Genomic DNA, 23,006 nt, shown 5'->3' with positions numbered 1-23,006 from the left:
GTGGGGAAGATGATCAGGATGCTCCCTGAGGGAGGACCACCATGCGTCTCGACCTGCTCGCCGCCCTGAATGCGGAACGCGCCGCCCGCCGTGCGGCCGTCGTCGTGACCGAGCTGGCCACCGGCGCCCAGCGCCTCGCCACCGCCGCGACGCTGGCCTCCGATCCGCTCGGGCCTGAGATCGCGGCGGCGCTGGCGGCGCGGCGCAGCGGCAAGGCGGGGGAGGGGCGCGTCTTCCTCGCGGTGGATGTGCCCCCGCCGCGCATGCTGGTGATCGGCGCCGTTCATATCTCGCAGGCGCTGGCGCCGATGGCCCGGCTCGCCGGCTTCGACCTCACGATCCTCGATCCGCGCACCGCCTTCGCCACCCCCGAGCGCTTCCCCGACGTGCCGGTGATCGCCGAATGGCCCGACGAGGCGTTGCCCGTCTACGGGCTCGACCCCTTCACTGCGCTGGTGGCCCTCACCCACGATCCCAAGATCGACGAGCCGGCCATCGCTGCCGCGCTCCGGGCCGAGTGCTTCTATGTGGGCGCGCTCGGCTCGCGCCGCACCCATGCCAAAAGGGTGGAGCGGCTGGCGGCGGCGGGACTTTCCCAAGAGGCCATCGCGCGCATCCACGCCCCCATCGGCATGGATATCGGCGCCTCCAGCCCGGCGGAGATCGCGGTGGCCGTGCTGGCCGAGGTGATCCGCGCTTTGCGCACTGGCGAGAGCGCTGCGGCGGGAGCGGCGGCGTGAGATTTGGCCCCCTGCCGCTCGCCGAGGCCGAAGGCGCCATTGCTGCCCATTCCGTGCGGCTGCCGGGCGGGACCATCAAGAAGGGCACGCGCCTGACCGAAGCCGACATCGCCCGCCTCGCCGCCGCTGGCCTGAGCGAGGTGGTGGCCGCGCGCATGGAGCCGGGGGATGTGGCCGAGGATGCTGCCGCGCGTCGGCTCGCCGAGGCGGTCGCAGGCGCCCATGTGACGCCTGACACCGCCTTCACCGGGCGGGCCAATCTTTATGCCGCCGCAGCCGGGGTGCTGCGCATTTCGGAGGACGCGCTCGACGCCTTCAACGCGGTGGACGAAGCCATCACCCTCGCCACCTTGCGCGATTTCAGCGCGGTGGCGGCTGGCGACATGGTGGGGACCGTCAAGATCATCCCTTATGCCGTCCCGGGTGCGCTCGTCGGAGCTGCTGCGTCCGCGGCGCCGCGCGTCCTGTCCATCGCGCCGTTCCGGCTGAAGCGGGTGGCGGTGCTCTCCACCCTGCTGCCGGGCCTCGCCGACAAGGTGGTGGCGAAGACGCTGGCCGTCACCCGGGCGCGCCTCGCGCCGGCCGGAGCCGAGGTCATCGCGCACCAGACCCTGCCGCACGACACGGCGGCCCTCGCCGCCGCGCTCAGGGCGGAGGTAGCGGCCGGGGCGGAAATGGTCATCGTGTTCGGTGCTTCGGCCATTGCCGACCGCAACGACGTCATCCCCGCCGGGCTCGTGGCTGCGGGCGGCGCGGTCGAGCGGCTGGGCATGCCCGTAGACCCGGGCAACCTTCTCATGCTGGGGCGGCTCGGAACCGTGCCGGTGCTTGGCGCGCCGGGGTGCGCGCGCAGCCCGAAGGAAAACGGCTTCGATTTCATCCTGCAGCGCCTCCTCGCCGGGCTGGAGGTGAGCGCCCGGGACATCGCCCGCCTCGGTGCCGGCGGGCTGCTGCAGGACATCGCCGCGCGCCCCCACCCCCGCGCCGAGAGCGACGAGGCCGAGGAGGGCTTTGCCGCCGTCATCCTCGCCGCCGGCCGCTCCTCGCGCATGGGGGAGGGCCTCAACAAGCTGCTCGCCGAGGTGGGCGGCCGGTCGGTGATCCGCCGCGTGGCGGAAGCGGCGCTGGCCTCACGGGCGCGGCCGGTCATCGTGGTCACCGGCCACGAGCGCGGTCGCGTGGAGGCGGCGCTGGCGGGGCTCGACGTGAGCTTCGTCCACAATCCCGATCACGCGACGGGCATGGCCTCGTCGCTGCGCGCCGGCATCTCCGCCGTGCCGGAAACGGTGGCGGGCGCGCTGGTTGTGCTCGGCGACATGCCTCTGCTGGCGCCCGGCCTGCTCGACCGGCTGATGGATGCCCATGCGCCCGCAGCCGGCCGGCTCATCGCGGCGCCCGTGGAGGGCGGGCAGCGCGGCCATCCTGTGCTGTGGTCGCGTCGCTTCTTCGCAGAACTCGCGGCCCTGGAGGGAGACGTGGGCGCCCGCGCCATTCTCGCCGCCAATGCCGAACTGGTGGCGGAAGTGCCTGTCGAGGCGGAGGAGGGCGCTTTCCTCGACGTGGATACGCCCCGCCTTCTCGCCGAGGCGCGCGAGGCCGCTGCCAACGGCGAGCGGCAGCTCAGAACGGTGCCGGCTGAAGGTGCGTGACGCCGATATCGAGGCGCTCGCACAGGAACTCGGCCAGCCGCAGCCTGTGGCACCCCTCCACATGGCGCTCGAAGCACATGAGGCAGATGCGCCGGCCCTGCGCCAGACCGGCCAGTTCCTCCAGCGCGGCCTTGGCGGGATCGGTGGCGAGGTGGGCGTCGTAGATGCGCATCAGGGCGTCATGGTCGCCGCTGCGCGCGGCGAGCCGACCCTCCTTGGGCGTGCCCAGCGCCCTGAGGTGGACATAGGCGACGCCGTGCTCGGCGATGCCCGCCGCCAACGCCGTCTTGGAAAAACCGGGCCGGCGTGAGGCCGCGACGGCGCGCACGTCCACCAGCAGGCCCACCTTCGCCTCGTCCAGCGCCGCCTGGAAGGCCGAGGGCGTCGATTGCTCATAGCCGATGGTGAAGAGGGCGGTGCTGTCTTTCGGGCTGCTCATGGCTCGATCATGCCGCGTGCCGGTCGGCCCGTCATCCCACCCGGCGGCCATCCCGCAGGTGCGAAATGGACTTGCGCCGGAGAAAGGCCCACTTTCCGGTTGGGCAAGCGGAGAATGGGGAACCGCACGGCGCCCGCCGGGTTCAAGAGCCACCCGGACGGCGTCGCAGCATGACGGCCGTTTTGCCTTTGGGGGAGACCCATCATGCGCCTGTTTCGCTGTGCCGCCTGCGATCAGCTCCTGTATTTCGAGAACCGCCGCTGCGAGAAGTGCGGCCACGACCTGGGATATATCCCTGAGGCCAACGCACTGGTACCGCTGGAGCGCGACGGGGAAGCCGAGAGCGGCTTGTGGACCGCCGTCGGCTGCGGCGAGCAGCGCTACCGCTTCTGCGCCAATGCGGCACTCGACGCCTGCAACTGGCTGGTGCCCGCAGACCAGGAGGGCGAATTCTGCCTCGCCTGCCGGCACAATCGCACCGTGCCGGATCTCACCGCGCCCGAGAACCTGCGGAAGTGGCAGAAGGTGGAGATCGCCAAGCACCGGCTCATCTATTCCCTGCTGCGCCTGAACTTGCCGCTGGAAAGCAACAAGGACCGCGAGGGCGGCCTCTGTTTCGATTTCCTCGCCGACGACCCGGATGGCTCGGCGCCGAAGATCATGACCGGCCACGACGAAGGCCTCATCACCATCGCCCTCGCCGAGGCCGACGATGCCGAGCGCGAGCACCGCAAGGGCGAGCTGGGCGAGCTTTACCGCACGCTGCTCGGCCATTTCCGGCACGAGACGGGGCACTATTACTGGAATCGCCTGGTGCGCGACGCCGGTCGCTTGCAGGCCTTCCGCGCCCTGTTCGGCGACGAGACGGCGGACTATGGCGAGGCGCTGAAAGCCTATTACGCCAACGGTCCCAAGCCCGACTGGCAGACGAACTACGTCTCGGCCTACGCCACCGCCCACCCGTGGGAGGACTTCGCCGAGACCTTCAAGCATTACATCCACATCGTGGACACGCTGGAGATGGCAGCCGCCTTCGGCATGCGTGTGCAGCCGCGCCTCGACCGGACGGGCGAGCTCGGGGCGGAGGTCGATTTCAACCCCTACCGTGCCTGCGCCATTCAGCAGATGGTGGATTCGTGGCTGCCCATCTCGTTCGCCCTCAACAACCTCAATCGCTGCCTTGGGATGTCGGACGCCTACCCCTTCATTCTCGGCCCTGGGGTGATCGACAAGATCGGTTTCATCCACGCGCTCGCGCATCGCTTGGTGGAGGCCGACCCGGTGCCGGTGGTCGAGGAGGTTCCGCCGGGGCGCGGGGAGAATGCCGCCGATGCGCCGGAGGGAAGCCCCATCAGCGCGGTCGCTTGAGCCGCGCCAGGAGGCTTTCACGCATTCGTGAAGCTTCGCAGGAGCCGTCGCGGCATCCCTTTCCGTGGCGTCGGCCTTGCAATCCGGAGCCGGGGAGGAGCCCATGGGGCCCTTCCGCCCGACCTCCCGCCGCTTGCCGATTCCCTTGATGCACCGATCCAATCCTTTGCCGAACCCTGTGTCGTCCGCGACGACCGTCCCGCTGGCCCATGCCGAGATTCGCCGCATCATCTTCGGCTTGATGCTGGCGATGCTGCTGGGTGCGCTGGACCAGACCATCGTGGCCACGGCCCTGCCCACCATCGGCGACGCGTTCGGCGATTTCGCCAACATCTCGTGGGTGGTCACGGCCTATCTGCTCTCCGCGACGGTGGCGACGCCGCTCTACGGCAAGCTGAGCGACATCCATGGACGGCGGGTGATGCTGCTGACCGCCGTTGCCGTGTTCTCGGCCGGCTCGGTGGCCTGCGCGCTGGCGCCGAACCTGCTCGCCCTCATCGTCGCGCGGGCGGTGCAGGGGCTGGGGGGCGGCGGGCTCATCTCCCTGTCCCAGACCATCATCGCCGATCTCGTGTCGCCGCGAGAGCGCGGGCGCTACCAGGCGCAGATCGCGGGTGTGTTTGCCGCGTCCAGCATCGCTGGTCCGGTGCTGGGGGGCCTGTTCGCGCAATATCTCAGCTGGACCCTGATCTTCTGGATCAACTTGCCCATAGGCGTTGCGGCGCTCGTCATCACCGAGCGCCGGTTGCGCCAGTTGCCGCGCCATGAGCGCCGGCACCGGATGGACTATCTCGGAGCGCTGCTCATGGCGGTGGCGAGCCTGGTGCTGCTGCTTGCGCTCGGCTGGGGCGGCGTACGCTTTCCCTGGGGCTCGCCGCTTATCCTCGGCCTGTTCGCCGGCGCGGCGCTGTTCCTGGGCCTGTTCCTCTGGCGGATGCGGCGGGCCGAGGAGCCGTTCCTGCCGCTCGGCCTGCTCGGCGACGGGGTCGTGGGCTGGGGGATGATCGCCTCATTCCTTGCCTTCGGCGGAATGGTCGGCCTGTCCATCTTCGTGCCGCTCTATTTCGAGACCGGCCGGGCACTCTCGGCCACCCAGTCCGGGCTCGGCCTCATCCCGGTCATGGGCGGCGTGGTGGTGGGGGCCGTGCTCTCCGGCCGCGCCATGGCGCGGCTGGCCCACTACAAGCGGCCGGCCATCGCCGGGCTCTCGCTCTCGGTCTGCGGGCTCCTCGCCATCGTCCTGTTCCCCGCGATGCCGATCGCGCTCGTCCTCGTGCTGTTCGCCGTCATCGGGTTGGGAACGGGGACGGCCCTGCCGGTCTGCACGGTGTCGATCCAGAATGCCGTGCAACCGCATCTGATGGGCACCACCACCGGCGTCATGACCTTCTTCCGCCAGCTCGGCGGTGCGCTCGTGGTCGCGGTGCTGGGCGCCGTGCTTCTTGCGACACTGGCCACGGGCGGGGCAGGGGATATCGAGAGCGTGGCACGCAACGCGGATCCCGCGCGGCTCTCGGCTGCGTTCAGCCGGGTGTTCCTCACCGTGGCGGTGCTGGCCGCGCTCGCGGCCATGGCGCTGGCCTTCCTGCCCGAACGGCCGCTGCGCAACTCGGTCCATGCAAGCGAAGGCGAGGGCAGCATCGTCTGACGCTGCCCCGGCCGGGCTTTAAGTAGGACCTATTCGGCGGCGTCGGGCTCGCTCGCAGCGGTCTTCTTGGCGGCAGCTTTCTTGGGAGCCGCAGCCTTCGCGGCGGGCTTCTTCGCAGCAGGCTTCTTTGCGGCCGCAGCCTTCTTCGGCGCGGCCTTCTCGCCATCGGCGGAGGCAGCCTTGCGGGCGCCGCCGCGCGCGGGCTTGGCCGGCGAAGAGGCGGCCTTGGCGTCGATGAGCTGCACCGCCTGTTCCAGCGTCAGCGCCTCGGGATCGGTGGACTTGGGCAGGGTCGCATTGACCTTGCCGTGGTTCACGTAAGGCCCGAAGCGGCCGGGACGCACGGTGATCGGTCCGCCCAGCGTCGGGTGATCGCCGACCACCCGTCCGGCCGGGGTGCCGCCGCGTCCACCACGGCCCTTGGACTGCTTCTCCGCGATCAGCGCCACCGCCCGGTTGAGGCCGATGGCGAGGATGTCGTCGCCGTCCTCGATGTTGGCGTAGGTGCGCCCGTGCTGGACATAGGGTCCATAGCGCCCGATGCCGGCGAGGATGGGTTCGCGATCCTCCGGATGGAGACCGATCTCGCGCGGCAATGCGAGCAGCTTGAGAGCTGTCTCAAGGTCCACATCCGCAGGTGCCAGGCCCTTGGGCAGGGACGAGCGCTTGGGCTTCTCGCCTTCCTTGCCCTCTCCGAGCTGGAGATAGGTGCCGAAGCGGCCCGACCGGATGGTGACTTCCTCGCCCGAATCCGGATCGAGGCCGAGCACGCGGGTGCCGTCGCCTTCCTGCGCATTGTCGCCGGTGAGCGGACGGGTATGGCGGCATTCCGGATAGTTCGAGCAGCCGATGAAGGCGCCGAACTTGCCCATCTTCAGCGAGAGCCGCCCGGTGCCACAGGTGGGGCACAGGCGCGGATCGGTGCCATCTTCCCGCGGCGGGAAGATGTGGGCGGTGAGCATCTCGTCGAGGGCGTCCAGCACCTGCGACACGCGCAGGTCCTTGGTGGCCTCGATGGCGGCGTGGAAATCCTGCCAGAAGGCGCGCAGCACCTCCTTCCAGTCGAGTTCCGCGGCCGAGACCTCGTCGAGCTTTTCCTCGAGGTCGGCGGTGAAGTCGTATTCCACGTAGCGCTTGAAGAAGCTTTCGAGGAAGGCGGTGACGAGCCGGCCCTTGTCCTCCGGCACCAGCTTCTTCTTGTCGAGCTTCACATATTCGCGGTCGCGCAGCACCGCGAGCACGGCGGCGTAGGTGGAGGGGCGGCCGATGCCGAGTTCCTCCATCCGCTTCACCAGCGAGGCTTCCGAGTAGCGCGGCGGCGGCTCGGTGAAATGCTGGGTGGTGGAAATGTCGCGCCGGGCCAGCGCCTCGTTGGCGTTCATGGCGGGGAGGCGGCGGCCTTCCTCGTCGTCGTCCTCGTCGTCCTTGCCCTCGCGGTAGAGGGTGAGGAAACCGTCGAACTTCACCACCGTGCCGGTGGCAGTCAGATCCAGCGTGCGGGCGCCGGCTTTTGCCTCGATATCCGCCGTGGTGCGTTCCAGCTCGGCCGATTCCATCTGGCTCGCCACGGTGCGGATCCAGATCAGCTCATAGAGCTTGGCCTGCTCGCCATCGAGATAGCGGGCGACCTCGCGGGGATGACGCGAGGGGTCGGTCGGGCGGATGGCCTCGTGGGCTTCCTGCGCGTTCTTGGCCTTGGTGGTGTACTTGCGCGGCACGCCGGGCAGGTATTTCGGGCCGAACTGCTTGCCGATGGCGTTGCGGGTGGCGGCCACCGCCTCCGGCGCCATGTCCACGCCGTCGGTTCGCATGTAGGTGATGAGGCCCACCGTCTCGCCGCCCACGTCCACGCCCTCGTACAGGCGCTGGGCGATCTGCATGGTGCGGGCCGGGGCGAGGCCGAGCTTGCGGCTCGCCTCCTGCTGCAGGGTCGAGGTGGTGAAGGGCGGCTGGGGGTGCCGCTTCATGGGCTTGGCTTCGATGGACCGCACCCGGAAGGCCGCGCTCTCCAGCGCCGCGCGGAAGGCCTTTGCCTCCTCCGCCGTGCCCACCGAGAGGCGCGTGATCTTCTTGCCGTCGGCGCCCGAGAGGCGCGCCTCGAACTCCTCGTTTCGAGGCGTCGCGAGGCGGGCGACTATGGACCAGTATTCGCGGGCGACGAAGGTCTCGATCTCCCGCTCGCGGTCGCAGACGAGGCGCAGCGCCACCGACTGCACGCGGCCCGCCGAGCGGGCGCCGGGCAGCTTGCGCCACAGCACGGGGGAGAGGGTGAAGCCGACCAGATAGTCGAGGGCGCGGCGGGCGAGATAGGCGTCCACCAGCGCGCTGTCGATGGCGCGGGGTGCCTTCATGGCCTCCAGCACCGCCTGCTTGGTGATGGCGTTGAAGACGACGCGCTCGACCTTCTGGGCCTTGAGCGCCTTCTTCTGCCGCAGCACCTCCAGCACGTGCCAGGAAATGGCCTCGCCTTCGCGATCCGGGTCGGTGGCGAGGATCAGGCCATCGGCCCCCTTCACGGCGGCGGCGATCTCGTTGAGCCGCTTCTGCGCCTTGGGGTCCACGTCCCACAGCATGCGGAAATCGGCGTCCGGATCCACCGACCCGTCCTTTGACGGCAGGTCGCGCACGTGGCCGTAGGAGGCGTACACCTCGTAGCCGGGACCGAGATATTTGTTGATCGTCTTCGCCTTGGCCGGCGATTCGACGATGACGACCTGCATGACGACCGTGTCTCAATCAAGGGCCGCCGCCCCATTGCGCGGCCTTGGAAAAGGGGAGGGAGCAGCCCGGGTTGCCGTTCGGCCTCCCAGGGGCGAAGCATGAAGCTCCGGCTCCAGTGCCCGGCGTCTGATCGCGATCCGTCATCCCCAGCAAGAGCGGACCGCGACGCCGAGAGCGCCGCAACATGGGGAGCCGAGGGGCGCCTGTCAAATGGGGTGCCCCATCAGGGCGGAGCAGCAGGTTTGATCAAACTACAACCCAGAGTATGTTTTCATATCGAATTCAATCTTTAAGACCGGTATCAGATACCAAACGGGGCTTTGGAACCGACATGACCGAACGGTCTCCCGTCGACATTGCCGGCGACGCGGCTGCGACGGCCGCCTATGTCGCCGCCATTACCGCCGAATTGTCACGCCTCGCCCGCAGCCACGGCTTCAGTACCCTCGCCTACGTGCTCGACATGGCACGGCAGGAGGCCCGGGGGTTGGCTGACAGCGTATCCTCCCAAGGGCCGGGGCGCGCCGACATCGGGCCGCGGTGAGGCTGCGCCGTCTGCCTATCTGAGCGCCACCCGCCCGGTGCCGGGCCGGTCGAGCCGACCGGCAAGCTCGAGTTCAAGCAGCACGATCTGGACTTCCGCAGCCGTGCAGCCGGAAAGCCGCACGAGATCGTCGATCGGCGTGGGAACCGGACCGAGGAGCGAGACGACCCGGGCCCGGGCATCGTCCCCCGGCGTCGCCGGTCCTGCCGGCACGAAGGGCGCCTCCGCCTCCACAACCGGATCGTCGCGTCGCCCGGCGATGGGGGTCAGCACCTCGATGATATCGGCGGCCTCGGTGACAAGGGTTGCGCCGCGCTTCAGGAGGCGATTGGTGCCGCCCGCGCGGGGATCGAGCGGGGAGCCGGGCACCGCGAACACCTCGCGCCCCTGCTCGGCGGCGAGCCGGGCGGTGATGAGCGAGCCCGACCGTTCCGCCGCCTCCACCACCACCACGCCGAGGCTCATGCCGGACACGAGGCGGTTGCGCCGGGGGAAGTCGCGGGCGCGCGGCTCCCAGCCGATGGGCATCTCGGAGACCAGCGCTCCCGTCGCGGCCACCTTTTCCATCAGGCCGAGGTTTTCGGGCGGGTAAGGCTTCGCCAGCCCTCCGGCGAAGACGCCCACCGTGCCGCCGTCGAGGCTCGCTTCGTGGGCGGCCGCATCGATGCCGCGCGCCAGGCCGGACACGACCACCCAGCCACTCGCCGCGAGGTCACGGGCGAGGCGCGCCGCGAAGGTGCGTCCGGCGGCCGAGGCGTTGCGGGCACCGACGATGCCGACCATGGGCCGGCGCAGCACCTCGGCCTCGCCGCGCACGGAGATCAGCGGCGGCGCGTCATCGAGGGCGGCAAGGGCGGCGGGATAGTCGCGCTCGCCGAGCGCGACCAGCCGGGCACCCATGCGTGCGTGCGCCTCCATCTCGGCGTCCGCCTCGGCGATCGTGGGCGTGTGCGGCGGCATCAGCCGTCCGCCGCGCCGGGCCAGGGAGGGCAGGGCCTCCAGCGCCGCGCCCGCGCCGCCGAACTGGTTGATGAGGGCGCGGAACGTGCGCGGGCCGACATTCTCGGTGCGGATCAGGCGCAGCCAGTCGCGGCGCTGCTCGGGCCCGAGCAACTCGCCCTTCGCCGGTCCGCTGGCGGGACCGCTTGCCCTGCCCCGCGCCATGGCCGGTCAGCCCTTCGCGCCGATCTTGCCCTCGGTGCCTTCCAGCAGCCGGCGGATGTTCTCGTGATGCTTCAGCCACAGGAGGATGGCGAGCAGGGCGAGCAGAACGGCGAGATTGTTGTTCCCGAACGCCATGGCCGCAACCACCGTGGCGACAGACGCCATGAGCGCGGAGAGGGAGGAATAGCGCGTGAAATAGGCAGCCCCCAGCCACACCACCGCGAAGGCGATGGCGGCAGGCCAGAACAGGCCGATGGTGACGCCCAGGAAGGTCGCGACACCCTTGCCGCCCTTGAAGCGCAGCCACACCGGCGCGATGTGGCCGAGGAAGGCGCCGACAGCCGCCGCCATGGCGGCCGTCTCGCCGGCGAAATGGCGGGCGACGAGCACCGCGGCCGTGCCCTTCAGCGCGTCCAGCAGCAGGGTGGCGGCCGCGAGATCCTTGCGCCCGGTGCGCAGCACATTGGTGGCGCCGATGTTGCCGGAGCCGATGGAGCGCAGGTCCTTGGTGCCGGCGAAGCGGGTGAGGAGGAGCCCGAACGGGACCGAGCCGAGCAGGTAGCCGAACGCAAGGGCGATCAGCAGGACGAGCGCGGGCGGGGTATCAGGCATGCGCACCTCGAACGGTCTCGCCGCGCCGCCGCGGCGGGACGGCACAGGTCACGGTGGGTCAAACGTATTCGTAGACGGTGCGCCCGGCAACGATAGTACGCAGCACCCGTCCGTCGAGGCGGGCCTCGTCGAACGGCGTGTTCCGGCAGCGCGATTTCAGGGAGCGGGGATCGAGCACGTAGGGCATGCCGGGATCGAACACGATCACGTCCGCCGACGAGCCCGGCCGCAGCGTGCCGGCATCGAGCCCGAGGATTTGCGCCGGCCGGGTGGAGAGGGCGGCGAGCAGGTTCACGAGGTCCACCTGATCGGAATGCACGAGGCGCAGCGCGGCGGAGAGCAGCGTCTCCAGACCGATGGCGCCGGGCTCGGCCTCCGAGAAGGGCAGGCGCTTGCCTTCCACATCCTGCGGCAGATGGTCGGACACCACCACATCCAGCAGGCCGGAGGCGAGCGCCCGGATCAACGCCTGCCGGTCCTCTTCCCCGCGCAAAGGCGGGGCGAGGCGGAAATAGGTGCGGTAGGCGCCGATATCCAGCTCGTTGAACGAGAGGTGGTTGATGCTGACCGAGGCGGTCACCGGCAACCCCGCCGCCTTCGCCCGCTCGAGCACCTCCAGTGATTCGGCGCAGGTGAGCGCCGCCGCGTGGTAGCGCGAGCGCGCCGCGCCCACGAGGCGCACATCGCGCTCCAGAATGATGGTTTCGGCCGCCTTCGGATTGCCAGAGAGGCCGAGGCGGGAGGCGAAGGCCCCTTCGTTCATCGCCCCCTGCGACATGGAGGCGTCCTCCGTGTGGTGCACGAGGAGGGCGTCGAAGTCGCGGGCGTAGGTGAGCGCGCGGCGCAGCACCTGGGCGGTCATGATCGACTTGTGGCCATCGGTGAAGGCGACGGCGCCGGCGGCCTGGAGCAGGCCAATCTCCGTCATCTCGTGGCCTTCGAGGCCCTTGGTGATGGCGGCCATGGGATGCACCCGCACCACCGCCGTGTCCCGCGCCCGCCGCAGGATGAAGTCCACGATGGCCGGATCGTCCACTGCCGGGTCGGTGTCCGGCTGGCAGATGATGGTGGTGACGCCGCCCGCCGCCGCCGCGTGGCTCGCCGAAGCCAGCGTCTCGCGATGCTCGGCCCCGGGCTCGCCCACGAAGGCGCGCATGTCCACGAGGCCCGGGGCGACCACGGCCCCGGCGCACTCCACCACCTCGGCGCCATCAGGAATGCCGGCGGCGGCGATGCCGAAGCCGGCATCCTTCACCACACCATCGGCGAGGAAGACGTCGCCATGGAAGTCCGCGCCGCGCGAGGGGTCTATGACCCGCGCATTGGCGAGCAGGAGCGGCCGGGAATCGTTGGAATGGGAGCGGCCGTTACGCATTGGGAAGCTTCCGCGCGAGGGAATCGAGCACCGCCATGCGCACGGCGACGCCCATCTCCACCTGCTCTCGAATGAGGGACTGCGCCCCGTCGGCGATGGACGAGTCGATCTCCACGCCGCGGTTCATGGGGCCGGGGTGCATCACCAGCGCGTCGGGCGCGGCGTAGCGCAGCTTGGCCTCGTCGAGGCCGAAATAGTGGAAATACTCCTTCACCGAGGGGATGAAGGAGCCGGCCATGCGCTCGCGCTGGAGGCGCAGCATCATCACGATGTCCGCACCCTCGAGTCCGGCCTCCATGGTGCGGAACACCTCGACGCCGAGGCTCTCCACGCCCGAGGGCAGGAGCGTGGAAGGCGCCACCACGCGCACCTTGGCGCCCATGGTGTTGAGCAGCGCGATGTTGGAGCGCGCCACGCGCGAATGCAGCACATCCCCGCAGATGGCGACCGTGAGGCCCTGGATGCGCCCCTTGTTGCGGCGGATGGTGAGGGCGTCGAGCAGCGCCTGGGTTGGGTGCTCGTGGGCACCGTCGCCGGCATTGACGACGCAGCAGTCCACCTTCCGCGCCAAGAGCGCCACCGCGCCGGAGGCGTGATGCCGGACGACGAGGATGTCCGGGTGCATGGCGTTCAGCGTGATGGCGGTGTCGATCAGCGTCTCGCCCTTCTTCACCGAGGACGAAGCGACCGACATGTTCATCACGTCGGCTCCGAGCCGCTTGCCCGCGATCTCGAACGAGGACTGGGTGCGGGTGGAGGCCTCGAAGAACAGGTTGATCTGGGTGCGTCCGCGCAGTGTCGTGCGCTTCTTCTCGATCTGCCGGTTGAGTTCGACGAACTCCTCGGCGAGGTCGAGCAGACCCGTGATCTCGCCGGCGGAAAGCCCTTCGATGCCGATGAGGTCTCGGCCGGAGAGCGTGAAGGCGGAAGCATCTTGCATGGCAGGCGGGAGGCATATCCCCCAAGCGCGGCCCCCGCAAGGGAAGCCTGTGAATGGCGCAAGGCCCGGCACAGCGGGATCGCCGAGATTTATCGCTCGTTCACCATCCGTGAAGGGCGGTCCCGGTGATTCCCCAGGGTCGCCACACTTTGGAACGAAGTCTCACCGAGCCTTTGCGCAGCCGGACCGGACGGGCTGAGGCGAGCCGCCAGACCGTCGCCCCGGAGGTTGGGAGTTACTCGTTATGTCCATTCTGATGCGGACGAACCTCATGGCGCTTGGCGTCGCCGTGGTGCTCACCGGCGGGGCCGGCACGGGCCATGCCGCAGCCATCGGCACCGGCGCGCTGGCCATGGCGCCGGCCAAGGCCGCGAGCGTCACCGATGTCGGCTACTGGTATCGCGGCCGCTATTACGGTGGCTGCTGGAACTGCGGCAACGGTGCCGCGCTGGGTGCCGGCGTCGCCATCGGCGTGCTGGGTGCGGCAGCCATCGCCGGCGCTGCCGCCGCTCCGCCGCCGCCTCCGGTCGTCTATTACGAGCAGCCGCCGGTGGTTTATTACCAGCCCGCGCCGCGGGTCTATCTGGAGCCGGTGCCTCCGCCGCGCCCGCGCAGCTGCTGGGTGCAGACGGGGCCGATGGGGCAGGGCTATTTCTCGCCCTGCTGAGTCGCAGACTGCGGATACGTCAGGGCGGCTTCGGCCGCCCTTTCGTTTGGGTCAGGCCGTCAGGCCAGCATCTTGGCGATGGTCACCACCAACGGCAGCGTGATGGCGGCGCCGATGATCTGGATGGTCAGGATTTCCGCGAGGAGCGGCGCATCCCCGCCCATCTGCCGTGCCAGCACGTAGCCGTTGGGGGCCGAAGGAACCGCAGCGGTGATCGCCACCACCACGAGCTCCGTGCCGCGCAGCCCGAAGGCCAGCGCCAGCGCAAGGGCGATGGCCGGCTTCACCAGCAGCTTCAGGGCGAGGCTGGCGAACACGATGGCGCGGGGCCGCTTCAGGCGGTCGAGGATCAGTCCGCCGCCGACCACCAGCAGTCCCAGCGCCAGCGAGGCCTTGCCGAGGATATCGCCGAACTCCACCAGGACGGTCGGCACCGGGGCGTGCGTGACATTCAGCAGGGCGCCCGCCGAGCACGCCCAGATGTAGGGATTGCGCGCCAACTGCTCGGCCACATAGGCGAACGTCGGCGGGTGGCGGCCGGAGAAGGACGCGAGCACCAGCACGGCGATGACGTTGACCACCGGGATCATCGCCACCAGCGCCAGCGCGGCGATGGTGATGCCCGCCGCGCCGTAGAGGCCGCCCGCCACCGCCAGCACGATATAGGTGTTCCAGCGCACCGCCCCCTGGAACAGGGAGGTGAAGCCGGGCCCGTCCGCCGCAAGCGCCGCGATCAGCGGCCTGTGCATGAGCAGGATGAGCCCCGAGAGAAGGATGACCGTGCCGATGAGCGCGCCCGCAACCGCCACGACATTCACCGTGCTGAGGTCGGCCTTCACCGCGGACACCACCAGCAGGGCCGGGAACAGCACGAAATAGGTGAGCTTCTCCAGCGCCGCCCAATGGGCCGCATCCTTCAGGAGGATGCGCCGCAACACGGCGCCGAGGGCGATGATGAGGAAGACCGGCACGAGGGCCGTGATGATGAGGCTCATGGGGCAGACGCTTACCGTGCCCGTCGTTCGGCGGCAGGCAATTATTCCTCTGCGGCGACGTGAATTTGCCGCGCGCCCGCTTTAGGCCCGGAGCCGGGAGAAGAAAAGCGCCATCGTCCCGAAACGGGATGGGGCGGCGGCCGGGCGAGAACCTGCCGGGAACGGGAGCGGACCGAATCAGTCCTCCCGTTCGGTTTCCTCTTGGTTCTCCACGAGGCGATCGAGGAAGCCGAGGGCGCCTTCGAGGATGAAGGCCGCTGCATGCTGGTCCACCACCTCGGCCCGGCGCGCGCGGCTCATGTCGGCCGAGATCAGCGCCCGCTCCACGGCGGCCGTGGACAGGCGCTCGTCCCACAGGGCGATGGGTCGTCCCGCCAGCCGCGCGAAGTTGCGGGCAAATGCCCGGCTCGCCTGCGCGCGGGGACCTTCCGATCCGTCCATGTTCAGGGGCAGCCCCAGCACGAAGGCCACCGCCCGCCGCTCGTCTGCCAGGGCCACCAGCCGCTGGGCCTCAGCGGTGAATTTGGTGCGTTTAACCGTCTCGATCACGGTCGCGATGCGCCGGTCGGGGTCTGAGCCCGCAACGCCGATGGTTTTCGTACCGAGATCGAGCCCGATGAGCGCGCCGCGCGGCGGCAGGAGGGCGGCGATGTCCGCGAGCGGACCGACGGGGGCGGGGAGGGGCGTGTCTGCCATGCGCGAGGGTTAGAGGAATTGTCGGGCGGGGCAAGGGGGATCACACGCCGAGCGCAATTCCCAGTTCTTTTGCAATGGCTGCCAGTCGCTTGTCGCGCGTCCACAGAACAGCTTCGGGCGTCAAACGAACCGACGCAATCAAGTGGGCGTCCACATAGCCAATCCCTCGACCATGGAGAGCTTCGGCCGTCACGAGACCAAGCACTTCCTCCGGCTCGGCAACGGTCGCCTGGGGCAATGCGGCGAGGGCTTCCAGAATGACGTCTCGCTGGCGCAAGTTTCCAAGCGCCAGTTCGCCGATGACAAAGGGGTGCACCATCGCAGCGCCATCGGCCAGTACCTGCTCGAGCCTTATTTCCCCTTGGCGAAAGTGGTCGATCCAGATGGAGGTATCGACCAGAATCATTCGTCTGGCCGTTGTCTGCGGATCGGCGTCAGCTGGGGTTCGCTCCCTCCGAGGCGCGCGAGGCGCAATGCGCTTTCCCGTGCGATCAGCGCCTTAAGGGCCTCGCGCACGAGCGCTGATTTCTCCGTCATCCCGGTCAAGGCCTGCGCCCTGGAGAGAAGCTCATCGTCTATGGCGAGAGTGGTGCGCATATGGAGATGGCCTTTGATGATATCGCGTTGGCACGAACAATAGCATCATTCGATGCGCAAATCGCGCATGCGCTGCATTCGTACGGATGCCTCTCCCCCACGCCAAACCCTTCCACCGCGGCATACCCCTTGCTATAGCGGCGGGCAGCTTTTGGGAGCGTACTCATGTCCGTCGATCAGGCGACAGTCCGCCGGGTGGCCCATCTCGCACGCATCGCGGTGCGCGAGGAGGAGCTCGGCCATCTTCAGAACGAGCTTAACGCCATCCTCGATTTCGTCGAGCAACTGGCCGATCTCGACGTTTCCGGCGTCGAGCCCCTGACCAGCGTCGTTCCCGTGGAGCTGCCCATGCGGGAGGATGCCGTGACCGACGGAAACTGCCCCGAGAAGGTGCTCGCCAACGCCCCCGATGCCGAGGGCGGCTTCTTTACCGTGCCGAAGGTGGTGGAATGACCAAGCTCACCAAGCTCACCCTCACCCAGGCGCGCGAGGGGCTTGCCCAGGGCGAGTTCACCTCCGTCGAGCTCACCGAGGCCTATCTGAAGGCCATGGAGGAGGCGCGCCCGCTCAACGCCTACGTGCTCGAAACCCCGGACATCGCGCTGGAGATGGCGCGGGAGAGCGACAAGCGCATCGCCTCCGGCGACACCGGGCCGCTGGAGGGCATCCCCCTCGGCATCAAGGACATGTTCGCCACCGAGGGCGTGCGCACCACGGCCTGCTCGAAGATCCTTGAGAATTTCGTGCCGCAGTACGAATCCACCGTCACCTCCCACCTGTGGCGGGACGGCGCGGTGATGCTCGGCAAGCTCAACAATGACGAGTTCGCCATGGGCTCGTCCAACGAGACCTCGGCCTTCGGGCCGGTTGTGTCGCCCTGGCATCGCGACGGCGACGACACCCCCATCGTGCCCGGCGGCTCGTCCGGCGGCTCGGCGGCGGCGGTGGCGGCCTTCCTGTGCGCCGGAGCGACCGGCACCGACACCGGCGGCTCCATCCGCCAACCGGCGGCCTTCACCGGCACGGTCGGCATCAAGCCAACCTATGGCCGCTGCTCGCGCTGGGGCATCGTCGCCTTCGCCTCGTCCCTCGACCAGGCCGGACCGTTTGCCCGCACGGTGAATGATGCGGCCATCCTGCTGCGCTCCATGGCCGGCTACGATCCGAAGGACTCCACCTGCGTCAATCGCCCGGTGCCGGATTATGAGGAGGCGGTGGGCGCCTCCATCAAGGGCAAGAAGATCGGCATTCCGCGCGAATACCGCATGGACGGCATGGCCGACGAGATCGATACGCTGTGGCGCGAGGGCGCCAAGTGGCTGGAAGAGGCGGGCGCCGAGATCGTCGACATCTCGCTGCCCCACACCCGGTACGCTTTGCCGGCCTATTACATCGTCGCCCCGGCGGAAGCCTCGTCCAACCTCGCCCGCTATGACGGCGTGCGCTACGGCGCACGCGTGCCGGGCAAGGACGTGGTGGAGATGTATGAGAACACCCGTGCCGCCGGCTTCGGCCCGGAAGTGCGGCGCCGCATCATGATCGGCACCTACGTGCTGTCCGCTGGCTATTATGATGCCTATTACCTGCGCGCCCAGAAGGTGCGCAGCCTCATCAAGCGCGACTTCGACAGGGCGTTCGCGCAGGGCGTCGATGCCGTGCTCACCCCGGCGACGCCGTCGCCCGCCTTCGGCATCGGCGAGAAGCTGAAGGCCGACCCGGTGGAGATGTATCTCAACGACGTCTTCACCGTGACGGTGAACATGGCCGGCCTGCCGGGCATCTCGGTCCCCGCCGGCCTCTCGGCCGATGGATTGCCGCTCGGGCTCCAGCTCATCGGCCGCCCGTTCGAGGAAGGAACGCTCTTCTCCCTCGCCGAGGTGATCGAGGAGGCGGCCGGCCGCTTCCCGGTCGAGGACCTGTGGTGGAAGTCCTGAAATAGATGGCGCTAGCGGAGCCGGGGCCTTTGCCCGGCTCCGCTATTGCATGCCTCAATAATAGCCAAGCGGTTGTTTGGGCACATCCTGGCCGGCGCGGAGCGCGGTGAGGCGCTTGCGCAGAGATTTCCGCCGCCGGGCGAATATCTGCGACATGCGCGACCAGATGGTGGCATCGCCCTGCCGCAGTTCCTTGTTCTCGTTGAGCGCCACCTTGAAGGCGTGGACGAGATCATCGGTCGCCGACAGCACGCGGCGATAGGGGAAAATGCGGGCAAGCTCGGGATAGAGCACCTCGCCGCGACGCTCGACGAAGGGCTGGAGCCGCGCATGGCGGCCGCCCCGGTCCGGCCCCAGGGCCTCCGCCAGCCGGTCGAGCGCACGCACCCGGATATCCGACTCCTCCTTCAGGATGCCCACTCCTTCCAGGATCCGGTCCGGGGCGCCTTCGGAAAAGTCGGTCCGGGCGGTCCAGCGGAGATAGCCGGCGATCCCCTTGCTCACCAGTTGCGCTTCCGAACGGGCCGGGAAATGCGCAAGCTGGACATTGGGAAGCAGCGTGGTCGGCAGGGTGACGTCCCACTTGGTGGCCCGGTGGTTGCCATCGACGATGGCGAAGCCGCGCTCGCAGGCGAGCTGACCCGGCACGACCACCTTGAAGATGTAGGGCTCATGCACCGCCACGTGCCGCAGCCGGGTCAGCGGGCAGGGCTCTTCGGTGTCGTCCGCGTCGGTCATCAGGTAGTGACGCGGGTTCAGCCCACCGAGCCGGTAGCCGCCGATGGCCGCGAGGTCCGTCTCGAGCGCTGCACGGTCCTCAGCGACAATGAATTCATCGCCATCCAGCGGGAAAACGAAGTCCCAGGATGCAGCTGCCATAGCGTAGGCGATGAGGGCCGTGGTGCGTTCGCCCTGATGATAAGCCGCCAGTGACTTTTCAGAAGTCACCGATATGGGAAGACCTTCCGTAACCAGAATGTCGAGGATGCGAGTTGTCTGGTCGGTACTCCCGTCGTCGACAATGTAAAGGTGGTCTAAGAAAAATAGATTATGACGCACCCAAGCTTCGATTATATCCGCTTCGTCGCGGACGATGGAGACCCCCGCCAGCCTCATCTGCCCTACTCCTACAAAGCCCCGGTGCTCAATCTACGGGCAGGGCGAGCGGAATTTGGGTACGGCGGTAGCGAGGGCGTGGCCGTTTTGCGGGCGAAATAAGGCGCAGATAACTTAGTGTAACAAAGTGTATCCTGACCTTTCGGCACCGCATGGCCGTTGCCTGCAATGTCGCCTAGGGGTACGACACCGACCAGATTGCGGCGCTGCCGCAGGGATCAGGCAGCGCGGACCATCCGCGCACGACGATAGGACGACCATGACCCTTCACACCCGGCCCGCGGAGGCCAAGAAGCTGATTTCCGGCGCCACCGGTGATTGGGAGGTGGTGATCGGCATGGAGGTGCACGCCCAGGTCGCTTCCAATGCCAAGCTGTTCTCTGGCGCCTCCACCGCGTTCGGCGGCGAGCCCAACGATCACGTGTCGCTGGTGGACGCGGCCATGCCCGGCATGCTGCCCGTCATCAACAAGGAGTGCGTCGCGCAGGCCGTGCGCACCGGCCTCGGGCTGAAGGCCGAGATCAACCTGCATTCGGTGTTCGACCGGAAGAACTATTTCTACCCGGACCTGCCGCAGGGCTACCAGATCAGCCAGTACAAGCAGCCCGTGGTGGGCGAGGGCGAGGTGATCGTCGACCTGCCGGACGGCGAGAGCTTCACCGTGGGCATCGAGCGCCTCCATCTGGAGCAGGACGCCGGCAAGTCCATCCACGATCTGTCGCCGACCCTCTCCTTCGTCGACCTGAACCGCTCCGGCGTGGCGCTGATGGAGATCGTGTCGCGCCCCGACCTACGCTCGGCGGACGAGGCGAAGGCCTATGTGACCAAGCTGCGCACCATCCTGCGCTATCTCGGCACGTGCGATGGCGACATGGAGAAGGGCAATCTCCGCGCCGACGTGAACGTGTCCGTGCGCCGGCCCGGCGGGCCGCTGGGCACGCGCTGCGAGATCAAGAACGTCAACTCCATCCGCTTCATCGGCCAGGCGGTTGAGGCGGAAGCCCGCCGGCAGATCGAGATCATCGAGGACGGCGGCACCATCGCCCAGGAGACGCGCCTGTTCGACCCGACCAAGGGCGAGACGCGGTCCATGCGCTCCAAGGAAGAGGCGCATGACTACCGCTACTTCCCCGATCCGGATCTCCTGCCCCTCGACATCAAGTCCGAGTGGGTGGAGGAACTGAAGGCCAACCTGCCCGAGCTGCCGGACGAGAAGAAGGCCCGCTTCATCGCCGAATACGGCCTCTCGCCCTACGACGCCGGCGTTCTGGTGGCCGAGCGCGACACCGCCGACTATTTCGAGCAGGTGGTGGAAGGCGGCGGCGCCAAGCGCGACGGCAAGGCGGCGGCCAATTTCGTCATCAACGAGCTGTTCGGCCGGCTGAACAAGGAGGGCAAGGACATCACCTCCTCGCCCGTCACGCCCCAGCAGATCGGCACCATCCTCGACCTCATCGGCGAGGGCATCATCTCGTCCAAGATCGCCAAGGACCTGTTCGAGATCATCTTCACTGAGGGCGGCGACCCGCGCGTGGTGGTCGAGGCCCGCGGGATGAAGCAGGTGACGGACACCGGTGCCATCGAGAAGGTGGTGGACGAAATCATCGCCGCCAATCCGGATAAGGTGGCCCAGGTGCAGGCCAAGCCCACCATGCTCGGCTGGTTCGTCGGCCAAGCCATGAAGGCCTCCGGCGGCAAGGCGAATCCCCAGGCGCTGAACGACATCCTGAAGGCGAAGCTCGGGATCTGAGGGCGATGACGGTCCGGGGCACGCTCTCGCGCCCCGGACGCATGCAGCGAAAGCGGAATGCGAGCCGGGGCCCAGCGCAGGGGACCGCCGCAGGCGCTCCGATAGCACCACTGCGGCTGGCCTCGCTGCTCGTTCCTTTCGGCCGTCGTGCTCCGGCTTGACCGGAGCACCCATCCCGCCACGTGTCACTCTGCGCCGGGCCGAACGGTAGGCCCTCCGGTCAAGCCGGAGGGCGACGGCGGTGAGGAGGCGACCGCTCCATCAGGCGAGCGCTTCGCCCGCCACCGTCGCCCCGAACACCTCTTCAAACGCCACCCGCATCACCGCATCCACCTCGGGCATGGTCACCGGAAGACCGAGGTCGGCGAGGCTGGTGACGCCGTGCTCGCGCACGCCACAGGGGACGATACCGCCGAAGTGGCTTAGGTCCGGCTCCACGTTCAGCGAGATGCCGTGGAAGGTCACCCAGCGGCGCACGCGGATGCCGATGGCGGCGATCTTGTCCTCCCCGCCGCCCTTCCTGCGTACCCATACCCCCACCCGGTCTTCCCGGCGTTCGCCGGTGACGTTGAAGGCCGAGAGGGTGCCGATGATCCAGGCCTCCAGCGCGCTCACATAGCGCCGCACGTCCGGCGAGCGGCGCCTGAGGTCCAGCATGGCGTAAGCCACCCGCTGGCCGGGGCCGTGATAGGTGAACTGGCCGCCCCGGCCCGTCTCGTAGACGGGGAACCGCGCGTCCACGAGGTCTTCCGGCCGGGCGCTGGTGCCGGCGGTGTAAAGCGGGGGATGCTCCAGCAGCCAGACGCATTCCGCCGCCGTGCCCTCGGCAATGGCGGCGGCGCGCGCCTCCATGGCGGCAAGAGCCTCCGGATAGGGCACGAGAGCATCGCTCACCACCCACTCCACCGGCGGAGCGGAAGAATCGAGCGGACGGAAATCGGTTTCCAGGCTGGCGCGGGGCGTGGCTGCGGTGGGGGCGCTGGCATTCATGCGAACTGCTTTAATCCATCCGCGCGTCCGGTCCAGCCCCGCCGTCACAGGGTTCGCGGAACCGTCATCCACAGGCCGGGCGCTGTGGTGCAGCTTACCTTTGCCGGGCACTTGTGGCGGCACATTCGATCTGTTAGACGATGGCCCCCGGCCGGAAGCGGTCCTCTCCCGAGGAACCTGAGGCCGGTGCCATCCCTGACTGCGGTCGTGGCGGAATTGGTAGACGCGCTAGCTTGAGGTGCTAGTGGGGAGACCCGTGGAGGTTCGAGTCCTCTCGTCCGCACCAGGTTGATCTGGCTTTTGAAAAAGGCCCTCTCCGGCTTCCGGCGAGGGCCTTTTTCGTTTCCGGGCTTGCGTCCGTCAAAGCTGGGAGAACACTCGCAGCAGCACGAGGCCGCCGGCGACGACGAGCAAGCCACCGATGCAGGTATCGGCGGCCAGTCGCATTTTCAGATAAAGGCGGCGGGCAGGCGGAGCCGAAAAGAGCAGGGCGAGGACGCCGAACCACCCGGCGGCCACTGAAAACACCAGAAGGGGGCTGGCGATCATGGCCTCCCGTCCGGCCGCCGCGGCGAGCAGTCCGCCCGAGGCCAGGAAGAACGACAGCGACATGGGGTTGGTTGCTGCCGTGAGGAAGCCGAGCCGAAACGCTTCGCGCCCGGTGCGCTGGACGACGGCCTGGGGTGCCGTACCCGCGTGACCGCGCGACATCCAGACCTCAAGCAGGCAGCTGATTCCGGCTCGCAGAAGGAGGACGGCGTAGAGCAGGCAGAATGCCAGCTGGAGCCACCCCAGATCGCCCGAGGGGTTAATCCCGCTCAGAAAGACGAGGCCGATAACCACTGTGGTGACATTGGCCGTGGCACCGGCCGAGACACCGAGCGCGGCAGCCATTCCGATGGGCCGGCCCGCGAGGCTCGCGCGGCTCACCACGAGGAAATTCGCGCCCGGGACCAGAACCATGGCCGCATAGGTGCCCGCGAAGACCAGCAGGGCAGGGGTTGCGTCGGACATGCCATCGTCTCCGCAGTTCGTGCGGAGGCATATGCACACCCTGATGC

Annotated in this window: 22 protein-coding genes and 1 tRNA gene; 10 read left to right on the top strand and 13 right to left on the bottom strand. The window is 68.6% G+C overall.

Annotated elements, in window-relative coordinates:
• Positions 1 to 41: 41 nt before the first annotated feature.
• Positions 42 to 740 (top strand): XdhC family protein, encoded by a 699-nt coding sequence (locus ACT535_RS02835; protein WP_476363277.1) that lies wholly within the window; start codon positions 42 to 44, stop codon positions 738 to 740.
• Entirely contained in the window at positions 737 to 2,389 is a 1,653-nt protein-coding gene (locus tag ACT535_RS02830) for an NTP transferase domain-containing protein (RefSeq protein WP_476363276.1), read from the top strand. The genes ACT535_RS02835 and ACT535_RS02830 overlap by 4 nt, the downstream gene beginning before the upstream one ends.
• Here the strand turns inward: ACT535_RS02830 and ACT535_RS02825 are convergent.
• On the bottom strand, positions 2,361 to 2,828 hold the full coding sequence (locus ACT535_RS02825) for a DUF488 domain-containing protein (RefSeq protein ID WP_168457908.1): 468 nt from the start codon (positions 2,826 to 2,828) through the stop codon (positions 2,361 to 2,363). The genes ACT535_RS02830 and ACT535_RS02825 overlap by 29 nt on opposite strands.
• 204 nt (positions 2,829 to 3,032) lie before the next feature.
• Here ACT535_RS02825 and ACT535_RS02820 point away from each other — a divergent pair, with 204 nt between their 5' ends.
• The gene (locus tag ACT535_RS02820; protein WP_476363275.1) at positions 3,033 to 4,196 is read left to right on the top strand and encodes a zinc-binding metallopeptidase family protein; all 1,164 of its coding nucleotides are present in this window, start codon (positions 3,033 to 3,035) and stop codon (positions 4,194 to 4,196) included.
• 178 nt (positions 4,197 to 4,374) lie between these two features.
• Positions 4,375 to 5,844, top strand: a complete 1,470-nt coding sequence (locus ACT535_RS02815; RefSeq protein ID WP_476363274.1) for an MDR family MFS transporter — start codon at positions 4,375 to 4,377, stop codon at positions 5,842 to 5,844.
• Positions 5,845 to 5,873: 29 nt separating this feature from the next.
• Here ACT535_RS02815 and topA read toward each other — a convergent pair whose 3' ends face one another.
• A complete protein-coding gene (gene topA / locus ACT535_RS02810; RefSeq protein ID WP_476363273.1) occupies positions 5,874 to 8,564 on the bottom strand; it encodes a type I DNA topoisomerase in 2,691 nt (896 codons plus the stop codon).
• Positions 8,565 to 8,896: 332 nt separating this feature from the next.
• Between topA and ACT535_RS02805 the strand changes: the two genes are divergently transcribed.
• Entirely contained in the window at positions 8,897 to 9,109 is a 213-nt protein-coding gene (locus ACT535_RS02805) for a hypothetical protein (RefSeq protein WP_168457904.1), read from the top strand.
• A gap of 15 nt (positions 9,110 to 9,124) precedes the next feature.
• Here the strand turns inward: ACT535_RS02805 and dprA are convergent, their stop codons facing one another.
• The 4 genes from dprA to ACT535_RS02785 are packed head-to-tail and all read right to left on the bottom strand — an operon-like array spanning position 9,125 to position 13,200.
• A complete protein-coding gene (gene dprA / locus ACT535_RS02800) occupies positions 9,125 to 10,273 on the bottom strand; it encodes a DNA-processing protein DprA (RefSeq protein WP_476363272.1) in 1,149 nt (382 codons plus the stop codon).
• A gap of 6 nt (positions 10,274 to 10,279) precedes the next feature.
• Positions 10,280 to 10,885 (bottom strand): glycerol-3-phosphate 1-O-acyltransferase PlsY, encoded by a 606-nt coding sequence (plsY, locus tag ACT535_RS02795; RefSeq protein WP_476363271.1) that lies wholly within the window; start codon positions 10,883 to 10,885, stop codon positions 10,280 to 10,282.
• Positions 10,886 to 10,943: 58 nt separating this feature from the next.
• Positions 10,944 to 12,260 carry a dihydroorotase gene (locus ACT535_RS02790; RefSeq protein ID WP_476363270.1) on the bottom strand — a complete coding sequence of 439 codons (1,317 nt, stop codon included), beginning with the start codon at positions 12,258 to 12,260 and terminating at the stop codon, positions 10,944 to 10,946.
• Positions 12,253 to 13,200, bottom strand: a complete 948-nt coding sequence (locus ACT535_RS02785) for an aspartate carbamoyltransferase catalytic subunit (RefSeq protein ID WP_168457900.1) — start codon at positions 13,198 to 13,200, stop codon at positions 12,253 to 12,255. The genes ACT535_RS02790 and ACT535_RS02785 overlap by 8 nt, the downstream gene beginning before the upstream one ends.
• Positions 13,201 to 13,444: 244 nt before the next feature.
• Between ACT535_RS02785 and ACT535_RS02780 the strand changes: the two genes are divergently transcribed.
• Complete coding sequence (locus ACT535_RS02780) at positions 13,445 to 13,867, top strand: hypothetical protein (protein WP_168457899.1); 423 nt, start codon at positions 13,445 to 13,447, stop codon at positions 13,865 to 13,867.
• 59 nt (positions 13,868 to 13,926) lie between these two features.
• Here the strand turns inward: ACT535_RS02780 and ACT535_RS02775 are convergent, their stop codons facing one another.
• The 4 genes from ACT535_RS02775 to ACT535_RS02760 all read right to left on the bottom strand — a co-directional run bounded on the left by ACT535_RS02775 (position 13,927) and on the right by ACT535_RS02760 (position 16,155).
• On the bottom strand, positions 13,927 to 14,862 hold the full coding sequence (locus ACT535_RS02775; protein WP_168457898.1) for an AEC family transporter: 936 nt from the start codon (positions 14,860 to 14,862) through the stop codon (positions 13,927 to 13,929).
• A 177-nt stretch (positions 14,863 to 15,039) separates the two neighbouring features.
• Positions 15,040 to 15,558, bottom strand: coding sequence for a Holliday junction resolvase RuvX (ruvX, locus tag ACT535_RS02770; RefSeq protein ID WP_476363269.1), 519 nt, complete (start codon positions 15,556 to 15,558; stop codon positions 15,040 to 15,042).
• A 40-nt stretch (positions 15,559 to 15,598) separates the two neighbouring features.
• Positions 15,599 to 15,964 (bottom strand): type II toxin-antitoxin system VapC family toxin, encoded by a 366-nt coding sequence (locus ACT535_RS02765; RefSeq protein ID WP_476363268.1) that lies wholly within the window; start codon positions 15,962 to 15,964, stop codon positions 15,599 to 15,601.
• On the bottom strand, positions 15,961 to 16,155 hold the full coding sequence (locus ACT535_RS02760; protein ID WP_476363267.1) for a type II toxin-antitoxin system VapB family antitoxin: 195 nt from the start codon (positions 16,153 to 16,155) through the stop codon (positions 15,961 to 15,963). The genes ACT535_RS02765 and ACT535_RS02760 overlap by 4 nt, the downstream gene beginning before the upstream one ends.
• Positions 16,156 to 16,320: 165 nt before the next feature.
• On the opposite strand from ACT535_RS02760, the gene gatC reads away from it, so the two are divergent.
• Positions 16,321 to 16,608, top strand: a complete 288-nt coding sequence (gene gatC, locus ACT535_RS02755; RefSeq protein WP_024278942.1) for an Asp-tRNA(Asn)/Glu-tRNA(Gln) amidotransferase subunit GatC — start codon at positions 16,321 to 16,323, stop codon at positions 16,606 to 16,608.
• Positions 16,605 to 18,089 carry an Asp-tRNA(Asn)/Glu-tRNA(Gln) amidotransferase subunit GatA gene (gene gatA, locus ACT535_RS02750; RefSeq protein ID WP_476363266.1) on the top strand — a complete coding sequence of 495 codons (1,485 nt, stop codon included), beginning with the start codon at positions 16,605 to 16,607 and terminating at the stop codon, positions 18,087 to 18,089. The genes gatC and gatA overlap by 4 nt, the downstream gene beginning before the upstream one ends.
• Before the next feature lie 54 nt (positions 18,090 to 18,143).
• Here gatA and ACT535_RS02745 read toward each other — a convergent pair whose 3' ends face one another.
• Entirely contained in the window at positions 18,144 to 19,205 is a 1,062-nt protein-coding gene (locus ACT535_RS02745) for a glycosyltransferase family 2 protein (RefSeq protein WP_476363265.1), read from the bottom strand.
• A gap of 259 nt (positions 19,206 to 19,464) precedes the next feature.
• Between ACT535_RS02745 and gatB the strand changes: the two genes are divergently transcribed.
• Complete coding sequence (gatB, locus tag ACT535_RS02740; RefSeq protein WP_476363264.1) at positions 19,465 to 20,955, top strand: Asp-tRNA(Asn)/Glu-tRNA(Gln) amidotransferase subunit GatB; 1,491 nt, start codon at positions 19,465 to 19,467, stop codon at positions 20,953 to 20,955.
• A gap of 261 nt (positions 20,956 to 21,216) precedes the next feature.
• Here the strand turns inward: gatB and lipB are convergent, their stop codons facing one another.
• Positions 21,217 to 21,945, bottom strand: a complete 729-nt coding sequence (gene lipB, locus ACT535_RS02735) for a lipoyl(octanoyl) transferase LipB (RefSeq protein ID WP_476363263.1) — start codon at positions 21,943 to 21,945, stop codon at positions 21,217 to 21,219.
• Positions 21,946 to 22,146: 201 nt separating this feature from the next.
• On the opposite strand from lipB, the gene ACT535_RS02730 reads away from it, so the two are divergent.
• Positions 22,147 to 22,231 (top strand) — tRNA-Leu (locus tag ACT535_RS02730).
• Positions 22,232 to 22,305: 74 nt separating this feature from the next.
• On the opposite strand, the gene ACT535_RS02725 is transcribed toward ACT535_RS02730, so the two are convergent.
• On the bottom strand, positions 22,306 to 22,959 hold the full coding sequence (locus ACT535_RS02725) for a LysE family transporter (RefSeq protein WP_476363262.1): 654 nt from the start codon (positions 22,957 to 22,959) through the stop codon (positions 22,306 to 22,308).
• Positions 22,960 to 23,006: the final 47 nt, after the last annotated feature.

Source organism: Xanthobacter sp. DMC12, from assembly GCF_056314105.1.
This window is presented reverse-complemented; position numbering and strand designations above follow the sequence as displayed.

Excerpts from the sequence above, each read along its gene's own strand:
- plsY (WP_476363271.1), bottom strand. The coding sequence starts at position 10,885 with ATGCCTGATACCCCGCCCGCGCTCGTCCTGCTGATCGCCCTTGCGTTC.
- topA (WP_476363273.1), bottom strand. The coding sequence starts at position 8,564 with ATGCAGGTCGTCATCGTCGAATCGCCGGCCAAGGCGAAGACGATCAAC.
- gatC (WP_024278942.1), top strand. The coding sequence starts at position 16,321 with ATGTCCGTCGATCAGGCGACAGTCCGCCGGGTGGCCCATCTCGCACGC.
- lipB (WP_476363263.1), bottom strand. The coding sequence starts at position 21,945 with ATGAATGCCAGCGCCCCCACCGCAGCCACGCCCCGCGCCAGCCTGGAA.
- ACT535_RS02825 (WP_168457908.1), bottom strand. The coding sequence starts at position 2,828 with ATGAGCAGCCCGAAAGACAGCACCGCCCTCTTCACCATCGGCTATGAG.
- ruvX (WP_476363269.1), bottom strand. The coding sequence starts at position 15,558 with ATGGCAGACACGCCCCTCCCCGCCCCCGTCGGTCCGCTCGCGGACATC.
- gatB (WP_476363264.1), top strand. The coding sequence starts at position 19,465 with ATGACCCTTCACACCCGGCCCGCGGAGGCCAAGAAGCTGATTTCCGGC.
- ACT535_RS02725 (WP_476363262.1), bottom strand. The coding sequence starts at position 22,959 with ATGTCCGACGCAACCCCTGCCCTGCTGGTCTTCGCGGGCACCTATGCG.
- ACT535_RS02780 (WP_168457899.1), top strand. The coding sequence starts at position 13,445 with ATGTCCATTCTGATGCGGACGAACCTCATGGCGCTTGGCGTCGCCGTG.
- ACT535_RS02760 (WP_476363267.1), bottom strand. The coding sequence starts at position 16,155 with ATGCGCACCACTCTCGCCATAGACGATGAGCTTCTCTCCAGGGCGCAG.
- ACT535_RS02790 (WP_476363270.1), bottom strand. The coding sequence starts at position 12,260 with ATGCGTAACGGCCGCTCCCATTCCAACGATTCCCGGCCGCTCCTGCTC.
- dprA (WP_476363272.1), bottom strand. The coding sequence starts at position 10,273 with ATGGCGCGGGGCAGGGCAAGCGGTCCCGCCAGCGGACCGGCGAAGGGC.
- ACT535_RS02745 (WP_476363265.1), bottom strand. The coding sequence starts at position 19,205 with ATGAGGCTGGCGGGGGTCTCCATCGTCCGCGACGAAGCGGATATAATC.
- ACT535_RS02805 (WP_168457904.1), top strand. The coding sequence starts at position 8,897 with ATGACCGAACGGTCTCCCGTCGACATTGCCGGCGACGCGGCTGCGACG.
- ACT535_RS02820 (WP_476363275.1), top strand. The coding sequence starts at position 3,033 with ATGCGCCTGTTTCGCTGTGCCGCCTGCGATCAGCTCCTGTATTTCGAG.
- ACT535_RS02835 (WP_476363277.1), top strand. The coding sequence starts at position 42 with ATGCGTCTCGACCTGCTCGCCGCCCTGAATGCGGAACGCGCCGCCCGC.
- ACT535_RS02775 (WP_168457898.1), bottom strand. The coding sequence starts at position 14,862 with ATGAGCCTCATCATCACGGCCCTCGTGCCGGTCTTCCTCATCATCGCC.
- ACT535_RS02785 (WP_168457900.1), bottom strand. The coding sequence starts at position 13,200 with ATGCAAGATGCTTCCGCCTTCACGCTCTCCGGCCGAGACCTCATCGGC.
- ACT535_RS02765 (WP_476363268.1), bottom strand. The coding sequence starts at position 15,964 with ATGATTCTGGTCGATACCTCCATCTGGATCGACCACTTTCGCCAAGGG.
- gatA (WP_476363266.1), top strand. The coding sequence starts at position 16,605 with ATGACCAAGCTCACCAAGCTCACCCTCACCCAGGCGCGCGAGGGGCTT.